The sequence below is a fragment of the Mycolicibacterium thermoresistibile genome, from assembly GCF_900187065.1.
GTDB lineage: Bacteria > Actinomycetota > Actinomycetes > Mycobacteriales > Mycobacteriaceae > Mycobacterium > Mycobacterium thermoresistibile.
Window position 1 is genome coordinate 3,266,469 of the sequence record NZ_LT906483.1, and the last position, 17,106, is coordinate 3,283,574.

General features: G+C 68.5%; 16 protein-coding genes. 3 read left to right on the forward strand and 13 right to left on the reverse strand.

Features of this window, described 5'->3' with window-relative positions; translation table 11 throughout:
- The first annotated feature begins 141 nt into the window (after positions 1-141).
- Both CKW28_RS15310 and CKW28_RS15315 read left to right on the forward strand, forming a co-directional pair.
- Positions 142-1,332: a cytochrome P450 gene (locus CKW28_RS15310; protein ID WP_003926137.1), complete on the forward strand. Its 1,191-nt coding sequence runs from the start codon at positions 142-144 to the stop codon at positions 1,330-1,332.
- 34 nt (positions 1,333-1,366) lie between these two features.
- Positions 1,367-2,203: a mycofactocin-coupled SDR family oxidoreductase gene (locus tag CKW28_RS15315; protein ID WP_003926136.1), complete on the forward strand. Its 837-nt coding sequence runs from the start codon at positions 1,367-1,369 to the stop codon at positions 2,201-2,203.
- A gap of 13 nt (positions 2,204-2,216) precedes the next feature.
- Here CKW28_RS15315 and CKW28_RS15320 read toward each other — a convergent pair whose 3' ends face one another.
- The 11 genes from CKW28_RS15320 to CKW28_RS15370 all read right to left on the reverse strand — a co-directional run bounded on the left by CKW28_RS15320 (position 2,217) and on the right by CKW28_RS15370 (position 14,561).
- The gene (locus CKW28_RS15320; protein WP_003926135.1) at positions 2,217-3,032 is read right to left on the reverse strand and encodes an SDR family NAD(P)-dependent oxidoreductase; all 816 of its coding nucleotides are present in this window, start codon (positions 3,030-3,032) and stop codon (positions 2,217-2,219) included.
- A gap of 15 nt (positions 3,033-3,047) precedes the next feature.
- A complete protein-coding gene (fadD12, locus tag CKW28_RS15325) occupies positions 3,048-4,703 on the reverse strand; it encodes an acyl-CoA ligase FadD12 (protein WP_003926134.1) in 1,656 nt (551 codons plus the stop codon).
- Positions 4,704-4,707: 4 nt separating this feature from the next.
- Positions 4,708-5,328: a 1-acyl-sn-glycerol-3-phosphate acyltransferase gene (locus tag CKW28_RS15330; protein ID WP_003926133.1), complete on the reverse strand. Its 621-nt coding sequence runs from the start codon at positions 5,326-5,328 to the stop codon at positions 4,708-4,710.
- 95 nt (positions 5,329-5,423) lie between these two features.
- Entirely contained in the window at positions 5,424-7,844 is a 2,421-nt protein-coding gene (locus CKW28_RS15335; RefSeq protein WP_003926132.1) for a CaiB/BaiF CoA transferase family protein, read from the reverse strand.
- Between the two features lie 6 nt (positions 7,845-7,850).
- Positions 7,851-8,807, reverse strand: coding sequence for an enoyl-CoA hydratase/isomerase family protein (locus tag CKW28_RS15340; protein ID WP_040547608.1), 957 nt, complete (start codon positions 8,805-8,807; stop codon positions 7,851-7,853).
- Positions 8,800-9,951, reverse strand: a complete 1,152-nt coding sequence (locus CKW28_RS15345) for a M24 family metallopeptidase (protein WP_003926130.1) — start codon at positions 9,949-9,951, stop codon at positions 8,800-8,802. The genes CKW28_RS15340 and CKW28_RS15345 overlap by 8 nt, the downstream gene beginning before the upstream one ends.
- 6 nt (positions 9,952-9,957) lie before the next feature.
- Positions 9,958-11,196, reverse strand: a complete 1,239-nt coding sequence (locus CKW28_RS15350) for a M24 family metallopeptidase (protein ID WP_003926129.1) — start codon at positions 11,194-11,196, stop codon at positions 9,958-9,960.
- On the reverse strand, positions 11,193-12,368 hold the full coding sequence (locus tag CKW28_RS15355; protein WP_003926128.1) for an amidohydrolase family protein: 1,176 nt from the start codon (positions 12,366-12,368) through the stop codon (positions 11,193-11,195). The genes CKW28_RS15350 and CKW28_RS15355 overlap by 4 nt, the downstream gene beginning before the upstream one ends.
- A gap of 34 nt (positions 12,369-12,402) precedes the next feature.
- Entirely contained in the window at positions 12,403-13,644 is a 1,242-nt protein-coding gene (locus CKW28_RS15360; protein WP_040547606.1) for a cytochrome P450, read from the reverse strand.
- A gap of 2 nt (positions 13,645-13,646) precedes the next feature.
- Complete coding sequence (locus tag CKW28_RS15365; RefSeq protein ID WP_040547123.1) at positions 13,647-13,841, reverse strand: ferredoxin; 195 nt, start codon at positions 13,839-13,841, stop codon at positions 13,647-13,649.
- 42 nt (positions 13,842-13,883) lie between these two features.
- Positions 13,884-14,561 carry a TetR/AcrR family transcriptional regulator gene (locus tag CKW28_RS15370; protein WP_003926125.1) on the reverse strand — a complete coding sequence of 226 codons (678 nt, stop codon included), beginning with the start codon at positions 14,559-14,561 and terminating at the stop codon, positions 13,884-13,886.
- Positions 14,562-14,647: 86 nt separating this feature from the next.
- On the opposite strand from CKW28_RS15370, the gene CKW28_RS15375 reads away from it, so the two are divergent.
- Positions 14,648-15,493 (forward strand): alpha/beta fold hydrolase, encoded by an 846-nt coding sequence (locus CKW28_RS15375; protein ID WP_435405805.1) that lies wholly within the window; start codon positions 14,648-14,650, stop codon positions 15,491-15,493.
- Here the strand turns inward: CKW28_RS15375 and CKW28_RS15380 are convergent.
- The gene (locus tag CKW28_RS15380) at positions 15,431-16,252 is read right to left on the reverse strand and encodes an SDR family NAD(P)-dependent oxidoreductase (protein ID WP_003926123.1); all 822 of its coding nucleotides are present in this window, start codon (positions 16,250-16,252) and stop codon (positions 15,431-15,433) included. The genes CKW28_RS15375 and CKW28_RS15380 overlap by 63 nt on opposite strands.
- Positions 16,249-17,100: an alpha/beta fold hydrolase gene (locus CKW28_RS15385; protein WP_003926122.1), complete on the reverse strand. Its 852-nt coding sequence runs from the start codon at positions 17,098-17,100 to the stop codon at positions 16,249-16,251. The genes CKW28_RS15380 and CKW28_RS15385 overlap by 4 nt, the downstream gene beginning before the upstream one ends.
- Positions 17,101-17,106 lie beyond the last annotated feature (6 nt).

Consider the following 17,106-nt stretch of genomic DNA (forward strand, 5'->3'; position numbering starts at 1 on the left):
ACTGGGCGAACACCGATTAAGCGGACCGTATAACCGACCGAGACCCGAACCGTCATTGACACGGCGAGGCACCGATGAAAGAGTGCTGAGCAGCTGCACAGCATTTGTGTTGGAAATGGCGTTTTCGCGAAAGGCGATCCCGTGACCGTCAGTGCCCCCAACGACGTCCATTACGACCCGTACGACGTCGAGCTCAACGCCGATCCGTATCCGATGTTCAAACGGATCCGGGAAGAGGCTCCGCTCTACTACAACCCGACACACGACTTCTACGCGCTCAGCCGGTTCGACGATGTCAACTCCGCCATCCTCGACCACGAGACGTTCAGCTCGGCGCGGGGTGCGGTGCTCGAGATCATCAAGTCCGGCATGGAGATTCCGCCCGGCACGCTGATCTTCGAAGACCCGCCCATCCACAACATCCACCGCAAGCTGCTGTCCCGGATGTTCACCCCGCGCAAGATCGCCGCGCTGGAACCCCGGATCCGCGAGTTCACCGCCCGGTGTCTGGACCCCCTGGTCGGCACCGGACGTTTCGATTTCGTGCAGGATCTCGGCGAGCAGATGCCGATGCGGGTGATCGGGATGCTGCTGGGCATTCCCGAAGAGGATCAGCGTCACGTCGTCGACCACGGTGAGGCCACCATCCGCACCGAGCGCGGCGGGAAGATGAGCGGCCTGGCCACCGGCGAGGTGTTCGCCGAGTACATCGACTACCGGGCCAAGCATCCGTCCGACGACATCATGACCGAACTCATGAACGCCGAGTTCGAGGACGAGACCGGGACCGTGCGCAAGCTCGGCCGCGAGGAACTGCTGCTGTATCTGACCGTGATCGCCACAGCCGGCAGCGAGACCACCACCCGGCTCATCGGCTGGACCGGAAAACTGTTGTCCGAACACCCCGATCAACGCGCCGAACTGGTGGCCGACCGGTCGCTGCTGCCGCAGGCGATCGAAGAGATCCTGCGGTTCGAGCCTCCGGCTCCGCACATGTGCCGCTACGTGACCCGCGATGTCGAGTACTACGGCCAGACCGTTCCGGCGGGCTCCGCCATGATGCTGCTGGTCGGCGCCGCCAACCGTGACCATCGCCGCTTCCCCCCGGACGGCGATGTCTTCGACATCCACCGGGAACCGCGCCAGCACCTGAGTTTCGGTGTGGGGGCGCACTTCTGCCTCGGCAACGCGCTGGCCCGGCTGGAGGGCCGGGTGGCCCTGGACGAGATCCTCAACCGGTTCCCGGAGTGGGAGGTCGACATGTCCAAGGCCGAACTCTCCCCCACGTCGACCGTGCGGGGCTGGGAGACGATGCCGGCAACCATTCCCTAGAACCGCCGCAACCAATCACTGAATCGAGGATCACATGGCAGGACGACTCGAAGGCAAGGTCGCATTCATCACCGGGGCCGCCCGGGGCCAGGGCCGCGCCCACGCGGTGCGGATGGCCCAGGAGGGCGCCGACATCATCGCGGTCGACATCTGCAGACAGATCGACAGCGTGCAGATTCCGCTGGCCAGCCCGGAGGATCTGGCCGAGACCGCCGACCTGGTGAAAGGCCTCAACCGCCGGATCTACACCGCCGAGGTCGACGTCCGGGATTTCGACGCCCTGAAGGCGGCCGTCGACACCGGTGTCGAGCAGCTCGGCCGGCTCGACATCATCGTCGCCAACGCCGGCATCGGCAACGGCGGTGAGACGCTGGACAAGACCAGCGAAGGCGACTGGACCGACATGATCGACGTCAACCTCGCCGGGGTGTGGAAGACGGTCAAGGCCGGGGTACCGCATATCCTCGCCGGCGGCCGCGGCGGGTCGATCATCCTCACCAGCTCCGTCGGCGGGCTGAAGGCCTACCCGCACACCGGCCACTACGTCGCCGCCAAGCACGGGGTGGTCGGGCTGATGCGCACCTTCGCGGTCGAGTTGGGACAGCACAACATCCGCGTGAACTCGGTGCACCCGACCAATGTGAACACCCCGCTGTTCATGAACGAGCCGACGATGAAGCTGTTCCGCCCCGACCTGGAGAATCCGGGCCCCGAGGACCTCAAGGTCGTCGCGCAGATGATGCACACCCTGCCGATCGGCTGGGTGGAACCGGAGGACATCGCCAACGCGGTGTTGTTCCTGGCCTCCGACGAGGCCCGCTACATCACCGGCGTGACGCTCCCGGTCGACGGCGGCAGCTGCCTGAAATGAGTGCGCGGGATCGCTAGCGGACCGGACCGGGGCCGAGCGTGGGCGCCCCGGTGCGGGGGTGGTGGTACCAACCGCCGGCGGCCTGGGTTCCGCCGTCGACGTGCAGCGTCTGACCGGTGATGTAACTCGACATCTCGGACGCCAGGAACACCGCTGCGCCGGCGATCTCGTCGACGTGACCGGGCCGGCCCAGCGGGATGGCGTGGCCGACCTCGGGGGGTATCCCGTCGGGCGACATCCGTTGCAGGCCCTCGGTCACCGCGATGTCGGGCGCGATCGCGTTGACCCGGATGCGGTGGGGTGCGAGCTCGAAGGCCGCGGTGCGGGTGTAGTTGATCACGCCGGCCTTGGCCGCCGCGTAGGCCGCGTATCCGGGCGCGGCGCGCGCCCCCTCGATCGAGGTGATGTTGACGATGCTGCCGGGCTGCCCGGCGGCGACCAATTGCCGGCCCACCTGCTGGGTGCACAGCAGCACATGCCGAAGATTGGCCCGATACAGCGCATCCCAACCGTTCTCGCTGGTCTCCAGCAGCGGTGAGGAGAACGTGCCGCCGGCGTTGTTCACCAGGATCGTGGGCGAGCCGAGCTGCTCGGTCGTCTGCCGCAGCGCCGCCGACACCGCGGCGCTGTCCCGGACGTCGGTGACGATGCCCAGGGCGCCGATCTCCTCGGCGGTGCGGGCACAGCTGTCCGGATCACGTTCCCAGATCGCGACCCGGGCGCCGAATGCGGCGAAACCGGCCGCGATGCCCCGCCCCAGACCCGCTCCTCCACCGGTGACCACGGCGACCCGGTCGGTGAGCAGAATGTCCGCCGGCGCGATCGTCAACTGTCCCTCCTGCCGCTACCCTGATTGGGCCCGGGCCTGCAACTCGGTGCGCAGAATCTTGCCGGTGCTGCCGCGCGGCAACTCGTCGAGCACCGAGATCGACCGGGGCACTTTGTAATTGGCCAAGTTGTCGCGAACGTGCTGTTTGAGTCCGTCCGGTGTGGCGCCCGCGCCGTCGCGGAGCACGACGAACGCGGCGAGCCGCTGACCGAACTGTTCGTCGTCCACTCCGATCACCGTGGCCTCGGCCACGTCGGGATGCCGGGCCAGAACCTGCTCCACCTCGATCGGGTAGACGTTCTCGCCACCGGACACGATCATCTCGTCATCGCGGCCCACCACGAACAACCGCCCGTCCTCGTCAAGGCGACCCAGGTCTCCCGACGCCATGAAACCCTCGTGGAAGTCCTTGGTGGTGCCGGAGGTGTAGCCGTCGAACAGGGTGTTGCTGCGGACGAAGATCTGGCCGACCTCTCCGGTCGGGACCGGCCGCAACGCATCGTCGAGGATGCGGATCTCGGTGCCGTCGGCGGGTTTTCCGGCGGTGCTGGGGGCGGCCCGCAGATCGGCCGGGGTGGCGGTGGCGATCATGCCCGCCTCGGTGGCGTTGTAGTTGTTGTAGATGACGTCGCCGAACCGGTCCATGAAGTCGAGGACCACATCGGGCCGCATCCGCGACCCGGAGGCGGTGACGAACCGCAGGCTGCGTCCGCTGTAGCGGTCCCGCACATCCGCAGGCAGCTCCATGATGCGGTCCAGCATCACCGGCACCACCACCAGACCGGTGGCCCGGTACCGATCGACGAGTTGCAGCGTGGCCTCCGGATCGAACCTGCGGCGCGTGACGATCGTGCACGCCAGCAGCGCCGAGAACAGCAGCTGTGAATACCCCCAGGCGTGAAACATCGGCGCGGCGATCACCGTGGTCTGTTCGGCGCGCCACGGCACCCGGCCGAGGATGGCCGCCAGTTCCCCGGCGCCGCCACTGCTGGCCGCCCGTGCGCCTTTGGGGGTTCCGGTGGTGCCCGACGTCAGCAGGATGATCCTGCTGCCCTCGTCCCCGGCGGCGGGTTTCGCGGGCCGCCGGCCCCGGTGCTCGGCGACCAGATCGGCCACGGTGGGGTGCGGGAGCGCCGGGCCCGAAGCTGGCTCGTCGACCCAGGCCAGGATGCGGGTGGCGGTGGGCCGGTCGGCCAGCGCCCGGTCCACGATGTCGGTGAACTCCTCGTCGTAGACGATCGTGTCGACGCCTTCGCGGTCCACCACCTCGGCCAGCGCCGGGCCGGCGAACGAGGTGTTGAGCAGCAGCACGGTGGCGCCGATCCGGTCGGCGGCGACCAGAGCCTCGATGAAGCCGCGGTGGTTGCGGCACATGATGCCGATCGCGCCCCGGCCCTTCCCACCGTCCTTCCCCTGGCCCGCCGCCCGGTCCTGCAGGGCGGCTGCCAGCGCATTGCACTCGTCGTCGAGTTCGCGCCACGTCAGCTCGCCGATCTCGTCGACCAGCCCGATCCGGTCCCCGCAGCGCTGCGCGGCCACCGCGAACCCCACGGTCACCGACACCCCGGTGCGCCGCACCGCGGCCGTCATCCGCAGATACTTGTCCGGGCGCAGCGGGGCGATCAGCCCGGCCCGGGTGAGCGTGCGCAGCGTGTCGATCGTCTTGGCCATCGACTCAGCCTAGAACCGGGAACCGGCGTTCGGCGGCGAGCCGGTCCAAAGCGCGTTGCATCACCGCCCGCACATACGCGTCGACCTCGCCGACATCGGGGTCCACACCGAACCGGGTGGGGATGTCGATCGAGTCCAGCATCTCGGTCCCGACCTTGGACGGCAACGGCAGGTTCGCCGGCAGCACCGTGGTCAGCCCGAACGGCAGCCCGAACGTCAACGGCAGGATCTTCATCCGGACCCGGTCCAGTCCGATCAGCCTGGCCAACCGGTTCCCCCGCAGAGCGGCCGCGGCGTTCGCCCGGGAGGCGCCGATCACCCCGGCCCGGCGCAGCCAGTTGCCGACGTTGCCGAGGAACACGCCGTAGTGCGCCAGAGTGTAGACCGGTCGGCGGTACCCGAAACGCCGGTAGATCGCCGACGCCAGGATCGGCACATCCATGGTGAACATGCCGCCGGAATGGTTGCCGACCAACAGGGCGCTGCCGGGCGGCATCCCGTCCAGACCGCGGACCTCGGCCCGGAAGTACCGCTTCATCAGCGGATGGAGGATTCCGACCAGCCGTTCGGTGAACACCGGATCCCGCTGCCCCACCTCGCCGCGGCCGGCCCGGTTCCCGCCCATCGTTCCCCCTGTCCGCGAATTTGTGCGGACCCTGTGCGATCGACTGCGCCCGCTCCCGGTGAACGTCTGTGGATACCCGGCGCGCGGCCCCGATGTCACCTGGCCGGTGCGGTTCCGATGACGCCTTCGGCCTCCAGTTCGGCGATCTCGGCGTCGGTCAGCCCCAGCGAGCCGAGCACCTCGTGGTTGTGCTGGCCGAGCAACGGGGCGGGATGCCGGTGGAACCGGTCGGGTCCCTTCGCCAACCGCATCGGCACACTGCTGTGCCGGGCGGGCTCGTTGACCGGATGGCCGACCACCTCGAAGAATCCGCGGTGCCGCAGCTGCGGTAGTTCGGTCTGCCGGTGCGGTTGCATCACCTTGGCCACCGGCACACCGGCGTTCCACAGTGTGTCCACGATCTGATCGCCGCTGCGTTCGGCACACCAGGCCGCCAGCTGTTCGTCGATGTGATCGTGCTGGGCGCGCCGGCCGGCGGCGGTGCTCAACGACGGGTCGGCAGCCCACGGCGGATCCCCCAGCGCGTGTCGCAGCCCCGCCCACTGCTCGTCGGTGGTCACCGCGATGGCCACCCAGCTGTCCAGCCGGCCGAACTCGTCGATCTCGTTGGTGCGGTACAGGTTCTGTGGCGCGGCGGCCGGGCCGCGGTTGCCGGCACGTTGCAGCAGTGCGCCGTAGGCGCTGTACTCGATGACCTGTTCGGCGGCGATGTTCAGCGCGGCGTCCACCATCGCCGCCTCCACCAGCACGCCCTGACCGGTGCGGCGCCGATGTTCCAGCGCAAGCAGCAACCCGTTGAGGGCGTGGATGCCGGCGTTCGGATCGCCCACCGAGTACGGCTCGTAGGGGTTGCGGTCCGGGTAGCCGGTCAGCCAGCTCACCCCGGCGGCCGCCTCGATCACATAGGCGAACGCCGGATTGTCCCGCCAGGGCCCGTCCAGGCCGAAGCCGGGCATACGCAGCATGACGGCGTCCGGCCGAAGCCGCTGCACGGCATCGAAATCCAGGCCGATCTGCTCGATGACCCGGGGCGTGAAGTTCTCCACCAGCACGTCGCAGGTCTGCACCAGTCGGCCGAGCAACTCCCGGCCCCGCCGACTCTGCAGATCCAGCGTGATGCCCTTCTTGTTGGTGTTCAGCCCGGAGAAGATCGGCGACCGCTCCCACCACTGCTCGACGGTCACCGGGATCCCCGCGATGAGCCGGGTGCCGTCCGGATGCCGGGTGGACTCCACATGGATGACCTCGGCGCCCAGCAGCGCCAGCAGATGGGTGCAACTCGGTCCGGCCCAGAAGGTGGTGAGGTCGAGCACGCGCAGACCCTCGAAAGGCAGCGCGGTGTCGCCCGTTCTTGCGTCCACGGTCGTTGATCGGGTGCGTCGACGACCCTGAGCGCATTCTTCGCGGTAGTGCTCGGTGTGCTCGCCCAGAAGCGGCGCGGGGTCGGGCCCGGCCAGCAGCGGCGGGGTCATCCGGTACGGCGGGCCGGGCTGGCGGAATCCGTCCCGGGGGTTGGTCACGAACGATCCGCGGGCCTGGAAGTGGTCCAGGCTTTCGACATTGGCGCCGTTGGCGACCGGGGCGTTCGGGATGCGGAACGCGGTCGCCAGGTCGCGGATCTCGTCGACGGTCTGCTCGGCGACCCAGGCGTACAGCTCGTCGGCGTGCAGATTGGCCTGTTCGGTGATGGTCAGCTCGGATTCCTCGTCGATCCATTCGACGTGGCCGGTCATCGCGCATAGGTCGAACCACTGCTGCGCGGTGCCGCAGCCGATGTCGACCAGACCGTCCTTGGCCCGCGCGATCCCGGGCACGGTGAGCCGGCGGGCGTCCCGCCACGGCCGGCCCAGCATCTCGAAATACGTGACCGGATAGTAGGTCAGTCCGAGGATGCTGGTCTCCAGCATCGACAGGTCGATGAGTTCGCCGCGGCCGCGGAACGCGAGCGTGACGGCGCTGGCGTAGGCGCCGGCGAGGTACTCGCCGACCTGACCGCCGACGTAGACCGGCGCCCGGTCCGGTGAGCCGCGGCCGAGCCCGACGATCCCACCGGACCAGGCCTGCAGGGTGAACTCGGTGGCCGGGGCCTGCGCCCACGGCCCGTCCAGGCCGAACGGCGTGATCGCGGTGACGGTCGCCCGGGGATGGGCGCGGTGGATCTCGGCCGGCGGCAACGACTCTGCCAGTTTGCTGCCGCGCGACCAGATCACCGCATCGGCGCCGGACAGCAGCTCGTCGACGAAGTCGCGGTCGTCCGGCCCGGCGACGACGCTGCGCTTGCCGCCGGCGAGGAAGCTGAACAGCGCTCCGCCGGCCCGCCGGTCCACCTCCGCGCCGGCATCTGATTCAGCGCCCGCGCTGGAAGCCGACCAGGACCGCATCGGATCACCTTGCGGCGGCTCCACTTTGATGACCTCGGCGCCGCCGTCGGCGAGCAGCTTGGTGCAGTACGCCCCGGCGATCCCGGTGGACAGGTCCACCACCACATACCCGTCCAACGGGCGGGCAGGATCCACGAGGGCTCACTCCTTCGCGCGGTTCGACTTGCTGAGCCGGAATTCGGGCGGGAACCTCATGTCGTTGTCGTTGACGGCGTCGGCCAGCCCGCTGTCGATGGCCTCGTGCATGTCGAGGTCGTCGGTGTCGTCGTTGACCGCACCGCTGCCCATCGACTCGAAGAAGGCGCTGAGCAGGCTGCCCATGTACTCGCCCTGATGCTGCTTGAACACCTCGAAGAAGATCTTCTGCTGAAACACGGTGTCCACCGGGCGGTTACGGGCGCATGCCCGAGCGTACTTGTCCACCTCGGCCTCGAGCTGATCCCGCGGCACCACCTTGTTGAGGAAATTGCAGTCGTACATCTCCGCGGCGGTGAACGGTCGCCCGGTGAACACCATCTCGGAGAACTTCCGCAGCCCCATCATCTGCACCCAGGTCCACATCCGGGGACCCCAGCCGTAATAGCGGAACGACGGGTGCCCGAACAGCGCGTCGTCGCTGCTGATCACCAGATCGGCGTCGGCGCACTGGTAGAAGTGCCAGCCGTAGCAGTACCCCTTGGCCTCGACGATGCTGATCTTCTTGAGCTCCTGCAGCGGACGGTTGCCGGCCTGCGAATTGGCGTACCAGGCGCTGATCGTGGCGCCGTTGCGGAAGGTGCCCTTCGGTGGGTAGGTGACCTCACCGACCCCGTCGTCCTCCAACCGCAGCTCGGCCAACCGCAGCGCCGGATTGTCGTTGCCCTCCATGAACTCCGGCAGATCCGCGCCGCTGCCGAGGTTGTCGCCGACCCCGCGGATCACCACCACCTTGACGTCGTTGTCCACGGTGGCCGCGCGCAGCAGGTCGGCGTAGCGCAACCGGGCCGCCGACGTCGGCGCGTTGAGGAACTCGGGTCGGTTGAACGTGATGGTGGCGATCTTGGTCCTGGGATCCTTGTCGTAGAGGATGATCTCCTCCGGAGCCGGACGGTCAGCCATGAGCCGCTCCCACACCCGTGCCGACCTTTCCGAACGACGGGCTTGCGGTGAGGATCTCCGGACCGGTGTCGGTGATCAGCACCGTGTCCCGGTGCAGCACCGCACCGACGCCCTGCTCCCACACGTAACCGGTGACCGCCAGCACCACCCCGGCCTCGAGCCGCTCCTGCTCGGCCGTCTTCGCCAGCCGCGGCGTCACGACCGGCGGATCGAACCCGAGCCCGAGCCCGTGGGCGACCGGCATGGGCGGCAGGGGCTCCCCCGCGGCCTCGTAGGCCGCGAACAGCCCGCTGGTCGCCGCCCCCGGCCGGCAGGCGCCGATCAGCCGTTCCCACAACGTGTCCGACCGCTCATACAGCTTGCGGACGGCCGAATCGTCTCCGTCACCCACCGGCCAGGTGCGCCCCACCTCCCCGACGTAACCGTCGGCGAGCACCCCGGCGGCGAAGGTCACCAGATCCCCTTCCTGCACCCGGCCGTCGGTGCGGGCCCGCCGCCAGGGATGCTCACGGGAGGTCACCCAGGCGACGTCCTGGGTGGCCGGGGTGCTGACCCCGCCGGCCGCCTCGGCCTCCAGCATGATCCCGGCCAGCGTCTTCTCGGTCACTCCCGGACGCAGCTCGGCGACCGCCGCGGCGACGGCCTGTTCGGCGACCCGCAACGCCGCGCCCAGGGTGCGGACCTCCTCGACAGTCTTGACCCGGCGAGCGGCCCGCATCGCCGGTTCGGCGTCGACGAGCTCGGCGTTCGGGAAGGCCATCGGCAGCAGTTGCGCGAATGACGGGGTCAGCGCGTCCGTTCCGACGCGACGGGCGGTGTCCGCGCCGGCGATGCCCCGTAACACCCCGATCAGCGTCATCGGATTCCAGGCCAGCCCGTAGAGGTGGTCGTGCCCGATCTCCTCGGGGATGCCCTCGTCCCAGGTGCTGTTGAGGTGGATCTCACCGGACCGCAGCATCGCGCACACCGGGCCGAAGGGCCGGGTGCCGGCCACCCACAGTTGCGGCGCGCCGGTGACATAGCGGACATTCGCCTGCCGGCCCAGCACCAGGATGTCCAGATCGTGTTCGGCCATCTGGGCCAGCGCCCGGTTGCGGCGGGCGTGGCGCAATGCCCGGTCGTCGGGCAGGATTTCGGTGCTCATCTCGGCCTATCTCCCCACCCCGTACGGGTCGTAGGGGTAATCGGTCAACTGGGTGTAGCCGTCCTCGGTGACGACGATGATCTCCTCGCTGCGGTAGCCCCCGGTGCCGTCCTCCCACACCACCGGTTCCAGCACCAGAAGCATGCCGGCGGGGAAGACGAAGTTGTCGTCGAACTCCTCACCGAGATCGGTGCCGATCATCGGCATCTCCGCGGCGTTGGTGCCGATCCCGTGGCCGAGGTAGAAGTGCGGCAACCACGGCTTGACCCCGCCGTTGGCAGCGATGGCCGCCCGGGCCAGATCACCGGACGTGGCCCCCGCCCTGGTGACTTTCAGCACCGCGTCGAGGATCTCCCGCCACTTGAAGAACTGGTCGTGCTGGCGGTCGGTCAGATCTTCGCCGACCACCCAGGTCCGGCCGAAGTCCGAGCAGTAGCCGCCGTAGGAGATGCTGACATCGGTCCACAGCACGTCACCGGCGGACAGTTCGCGTTCGGTGGTCAGCAACGGCAGGGCGAGGTCGCCGTGTGTGGTCCACATGCCCTCCGCCCTGGTCGACGGCATCACCTGCCAGATGGCCTCGAGCATGTTGGTGGTGGCGCCGAGTTCGAAGGCCCGCCGCACGAACTGTCCGGACAGGTCGATCTGGCGCACCCCCGGCGCCAGCGACCTCTGGACGTCGACGACCGCCTCCTCGGTGATCCGGCAGGCCCGCCGGACACAGGCGATCTGATCCGGGGTCTTGACCAGTTTGGCGGTGCTCACCACCGGGCCGGCGTCCTGCGGCGGGGTCGCGAACAGCCGGTCGTGGGCCCGCCTCATCGCACCGGTCAGCTCGTCCACCGCGACCACCGCGCCGGGTGTGATCAGTCCGGACAGGATGCGGCCGAATTCCTCGACGCCCTCATCGAATTCCAGATACAGCGGCGGATGCACATGGTCGGCGGGCACCTCGGTGTCGAAGGCCGACCCCTCCCGGAACGGCAGGAACAGGTGCGGGTGCTCGTCGTCGGCCAACACCACCGCCACCGGGCGTTCGACATGGGACAGTCCGGCGTCGAGGAACGGCCAGCTCGCCCCGGTCGCATAGACCACGTTGCCGTTGTTGAGCAACACCAGCGCGTCGACGCCCTTGTCCTTCATCGTCTCCCGCAGGCGGGCGCCGACCTCGGCGTACATCCGGCCGCGGTCGGGTTCGTCCGGGATTCGCAGCCCGGTGTCGGCGGTGTCCAGAGATGTGGTCATTCGGCGATACCCAGGAATCGTTGGATGTTGGTGCTGACGATCTTGACGGCGTTCTCCGGCCCGACCGCCTGCACCACGGCGGCCAGCGACTTCTCGGAGTACCCGTAGGTGGACTCGTTGTGCGGATAGTCACTGGACCAGAACACGTTGTCGACGCCGATCCGGTCGATCAGTTCGAGCCCGAGCGGGTCCACCATGAACGACGCGCTCATGTGGTTGTCCCAGTAGTGCCGGATGTCGTGCTGCAGTTCGTGGTTGAACATGTGCCGGTAGGACGCCAGCAGGTGTTCGGCATCCTGCAGCGCGGTGGGCACCCAGGCGATACCGCCCTCGAACCAGCCGATCCTCAGACCGGGATGGCGGTCGAGGATTCCGGAGAAGACGTACTTGGAGAACTGCTCGCGGAACGAGTCGACGTTGACCATCATCCCGACCACCACGCTGTTGTGCTCACACGGCGTTTTCGGCGGGGTCTCCCCGATGTGGTGGGTGACGGGCAGGCCGGCCTCCTCGATCTCGTCCCAGACCGGGTCCATGGCGCGGCTGCCGTAGTCGTAGATGTTGCCGTCGTCGTCCTTGCCTGGGTTCAGCGGCAGCAGGAACGTCTTGAGCCCCAGCGATTTCAGTTGCTCGAGGGTGCTGCGGGTGCCCTTGGGGTCCCACCAGTTGATCAGCCCGACACCGTAGAAGTGTCCATTGGAGCGGTCCTGCAGATCGGCGATGTGCTCGTTGTAGATCCGGAACACCCGTTCGCGCAGCGCCTTGTCCGGGTAGTGGAACAACGCCAGCACCGCGTTGGGGAAGGCCAGTTCCCTGGTGATCCCGTCCTCGGCGAGTTCTTGCACCCGGGCCTCGATGTTGTTGGTCGCAGCACCGGCCAGATCGTCGTACTGCATCAGGACGCGGCCGAAATCGCCTCCGACCCAGGACTTTCCCTTCATCCCGACCATATAGGCGCCGTCCTCGTACCAGATCCGCGGTGCGGCGCCCTTGAGGTCGTCGGGGAAGCGTTCGTAGAAGATGTCCTCGGCCACCGAGATGTGGTTGTCGGCGGAGAACACCTCGGTCCCGGCGGGCAGGCCGAGCTCGGTGACGTCGCGTGGGGCGCGGCCACGCCGGTTCTTGGGGGCGCCGTACCCTTCGGCCGGGTACACCAGGGTGGGGGTGGACATCACGGGAACTCCAATCGGGCTGTAGCGGAGAGGATCACCAGGTCACCGGCAGCTCGTAGACCCCGTAGGCGAGCCGGTCGTGCTTGAACGGGATCTCGTCGATCGTGGTGGCCAGCTTCAACGTCGGGATGCGCCGCAGCAGCGTCGGGAACACGATCTGCAGTTCGGCGCGCGCGAGCTGCATGCCGACGCACTGGTGCCGACCGTAGCCGAAACCGAGCTGCGGCGCGTCCGAACGCTGCAGATCCAGCCGGTCGGGCTCGGGGAAGGTGGCCGGATCCCAGTTCGCCGGCGCGAGATCGAGGATGATGCCCTCCCCGGCGCGGATGGTCTCCCCGGCGATCTCGATGTCCTCGACGGCGACGCGGCGCTGTCCGTTCTGGATGATCGACAGGTACCGCATCAGTTCCTCGATGGCGGTGGCGATCGCCTTGGGATCCTCGGCGCTGCGCAGGAAGTCGGCCTGTTCCGGATGCTCCAGCAGTGCCAGCACACCCAGCCCGATCATGTTCGCGGTGGTCTCGTGGCCGGCGATCAAAAGCCCGGTGCCCAGCTGGGCGGCCTCCTTGACGTCGATCTCGCCGGCCTTCACCCGCTCGGCCAGATCCGACACCGCATCCTCGGCCGGATTCTGCATCTTGGCCTCGACGAGCTTGATCAGATACTGCGACAGGCTCATCCCCTTGGACATGTTGTCCTCGGCCTTGGCGTACCGGTCCAGACCCCTGTTGGCGTGTTCCTGGAAGAACTCGGCGTCCTCATAAGGCACCCCGAGCATCTCGCTGATCACCAGCGACGGCACCGGCAGCGCCAGGGCGGTGACCAGGTCGGCCGGCTTCGGCCCGGCCAGGATCTTGTCGATGTGGTCGTCGGTGATCTTCTGGATCGCCGGCCGCAGTCCCTCGACGCGCTTGAAGGTGAACGGCTTGGACAGCATCCGGCGGAACTTGGTGTGCTCCTCGGCGTCGGTGGTGAACACCGAGCGGGGACGCTTGTAGATGGTGGACCGCATCATCTCGTTCCAGTGCGGGAACCCGGGCCTGCGGTCGTCCACGCTGACCCGCGAGTCCGCGAACAGCGCGCGCGCCGTCTCGTACCCGGTGACCAGCCACGGGGTGCTGCCGTCCCAGATCCGCACCCGCGACAGCGGTTTGGCCGCGGCCAGTTCCATCACCCCCGGGGGCGGGGCGAACGGGCACCGGCCGTCCCGCTCCATCGGGTACTCCGGGATGGCCGCGGTGGCGTCGGCGTCGGTTCCGGTCAACGTGTCGGACACATTCACTCCTCGATCTGGATGGCCTGCGCCGGACAGGCCGCCGCGGCGTTTCGGACGTTCTGGTACAGCTCGGGCGCGGGATCGTCGTTCAGCAGCACGACGACACCGTCCTCGTCGCGCTGGTCGAACACCTCCGCGGCGTTGAGCACGCACTGGCCCGACGACACGCACTTGTCTTGATCAACAACGATTCTCATCCTGGGCCGCTTTCTCGACGCAGCTTCTGTTCCGGGTGGTTCTCATTGGGGCGGCTCCGTGACCGGGGCCCGCCACAGGCCGACGATCGCGTCGATGAGCCCGTTGCCGACGGCCTGCCAGGAGGCCCGTGGTACCGGGTCCCCCTCGGCGAAGGCGCGCTCGAAATCCGCGCAGGTGTGCATCAACAGGTTGCGCGCCATGATGTTGCGTTCGACGACCACGGCGGCGGGCAGGTCGGGCAGGCAGCGGGTGATGCCCTCGACGACGCGCACCAGCGCCGGGGAGGCCAACGCGTCCTTGACCACGATCTTCTGATACGCGGGATCGGCCAGCGCCTGTGCGGCGAACCGGGCGTACCAGGTGGGGTTGCCGAGTTGGTGCAGATGTTCGGTCAGCGAGCACACCAGGCAGGCCACCCAGTCGCGCAGGTCGGTGGAGTCTCCGGTCTCGGCCACCATCTTCTCCAGCAGCCGTTCGATCTCCACCCGGTGCTTCTGCTCGATGGCCCGGACCAGATCGGTCTTGGTGCCGAAGTGATAGCCCACCGCGGCGTTGTTGCCCTGGCCGGCGGCCTCGCTGACCTGCCGGTTGGACACCGCGAACATGCCGCGTTCGGCGTACAACCGTTCGGCCGCCTTGAGAATCGCCTCCTGCGTACTGCTGGCCCGGTCGGCCCGTACGGTCCTGGCTGCGGTCACCCCTTCAGTGAACTGCACCACACCGATTAAGTCAAGCGATTGATTTAACTTTACCGGCGATGTCGCCCGCCCCTGGTGTGGTACATCTGCGGAATGGATCGAAACTGTTGTGCAGAACGTTGATCCGGTCGCGGTTCACCGACCAGTCCGGCGTCCGCATCCACTACCTCGAGCACGACCTTGAGGTGGCCGGAGCGGACACCGGTGGCCCGGTCGGGACGTCGGAGGCACCCGTCGTGTTCGTGCCCGGGATGACCGACACGGCGGAGGACTACGCCGAGGTGCTGCCGTTGTTCGGCCGCCGCGCGGTGGTACCGGATCTGCGGGGGCACGGCCGCAGCGAGGCCCCGCCGCCCGGCTCCAGCCTGATCGACCACGACCTGACGGCCCTGTGCGGCGACGTCGGCGCGGTGATCGACGCCGTCACCGCCGGGCCGGTCCACCTGGTGACGTTCTCGCGGGGCACCTCGGCGGCGATCGCCTGGGCGCTGCGGTATCCGGATCGGGTGCGGTCGCTGGCCATCGGGGATTACGCACCGGAGGAACGGGTGGTGCCCGACGATGCGGTGCGGCACCTGCTGAACGGCCGCTGGCGGGGCACCCCGGTGCGCGAGCGTCTCGATGTGCCCGCAGCGCGGCAGATGTTCCGGGCGGCCCGCAACCGCTCGTTCTGGGAGGCGCTCGCCCGGATGCGACTGCCGTTGCTCGTGGTGCGCAGCCACCACAGCGCGCTCATCGACGACCAACGGTGGGCCCGGTACCACCGGACGTTCCCGACCGCACGGCTCATCGAGTTCCCCGACTCCCCGCACGACATCTTCCGCCCGGACCGGGGCAGGTTCCCGCGGTTGGTGCGCGATCACGCCGACCGGGCCGATCGCGCGTATCACTCATTCGGCGTGGGACTTACGGGCGATGACCTTCCCGGCCACGGTGCCGCCGTCGATCGGTAGCACGGTGCCGGTGACATACCGGGACCGGTCACCGGCGAAATACAGCGCCGCCTCGGCGACGTCCTCGACGGTGCCCTCCCGCTTGAGCGGCCGGTCGTCGCGCATCTGCTGACGGATCCTGGCCTCGAAGCGTTCCAGCCGTTCGAGATCGGCCCCGGTCGCCGATTTACGCACGATCGCGGTGCGGATGTTCCCGGGTGCCAGCGCGTTCACCCGGATCTCGTGGTGTGCCAACTCGATCGCCGCGGACTTGGTGAACTGGATGACCGCGGCCTTGGACGCCCGGTAGGTCTGCACACCGCCACCGGCCTGGATGCCGCCGATCGAGGTCAGGTTGATGATCGATCCGCCACCGTGTTCGGCCATGTGCCGGGCGGCGTCGCGGGTTCCGGCCATCACGGCCCGCACGTTGATCCGCATGACCCGGTCGAAATCCGCCAGGTCGTCGTCGAGGAGACTGCGGTGCATGGTGCCGGAGATCCCGGCGTTGTTGACCATGACGTGCAATCCGCCGAACCGCTCGACCGCGGTGGACACCAGCCCGCTGACCTGGTCGAGGTCGGCCACATCGGCCTCGACGAACTCCGCGTCGGCACCGAGTTCGGCGGCCAGTTTCGCGCCGTTCCCGGTGTCCACGTCGCCGATCAGCACCTTGGCGCCCTCGGCGACGAACCGGCGGGCCAGTCCGGCGCCGAGACCCGCTGCGCCGCCGGTGACCACGGCAACCTTGCCGGCCAATTCCCCTGCCCGTTCCGTCACCTCGTCGCCACCTCTCGGTCCCGTGTGTTCACCGTGGTCAGGAAGTCCAGCAGCAGTTCGTTGACCGCCGCGGGTTGTTCGATCTGCGGGCAGTGTCCGGCGTCGGCGATCACCGCCGACCGGGCGTCGGGGATCTGCGCCGCGATGTCGGCCGCCCACCCCGGCGGCAACAGTTTGTCGCCGGCGCCCTCCACGATGAGCGTCGGCACGCCGATCCGGTGATAGGCCCGCGCTGCCGACGGCGCTGCGGGCGGCTCCAGGCCGGGACGCCGAAACCGTGCTGCCGCCAACGTCTCCCACGCGCCGGGCAGAATGCTGGACTCGTACCGTCGCCGCACGTAGGCGTCGTCGGCCGGAAAGGCCGGGTCGAAGAACAGGGCGGTGACGATCCTGCGCATGGCGGGCTCGGTGGCGTCGTAGTCGTACAGCGCCGCCATGTGTTCGTTGCGCTGGATCTCGCCGCCGCCGCAGATCGCGACCAGGCTGCGCATCGGCAGCCGCGGCGCCGGCGAGGTGGCGTCGACCAGGAGGTTGATCGCGCCCATCGAGTTCCCGACGAAGTGCGCGGATTCGATTCCGAGCAGCGCGCAGAGCCGGGCGATGTGCCGGATCCGCATCCCGCGTCCGTCGACGAAGTCGATGACCTTGGCCGAATGGCCGAAGCCGAGCATGTCCGGTGCGATCACCCGGTAGTACCCGGCGAGCGCGTCGATGTTGCGCTCCCAGCCCAGTTCCGCGCTGGCGCCGAACTCGCCGCCGTGCAGCAGCACCAGGGGATCACCACTGCCCGCTTCCAGGTAGCTGGTGGCGAGCCCGTCCACGACGATGGTTCTGCGGTCGAATGTCACCTGAGC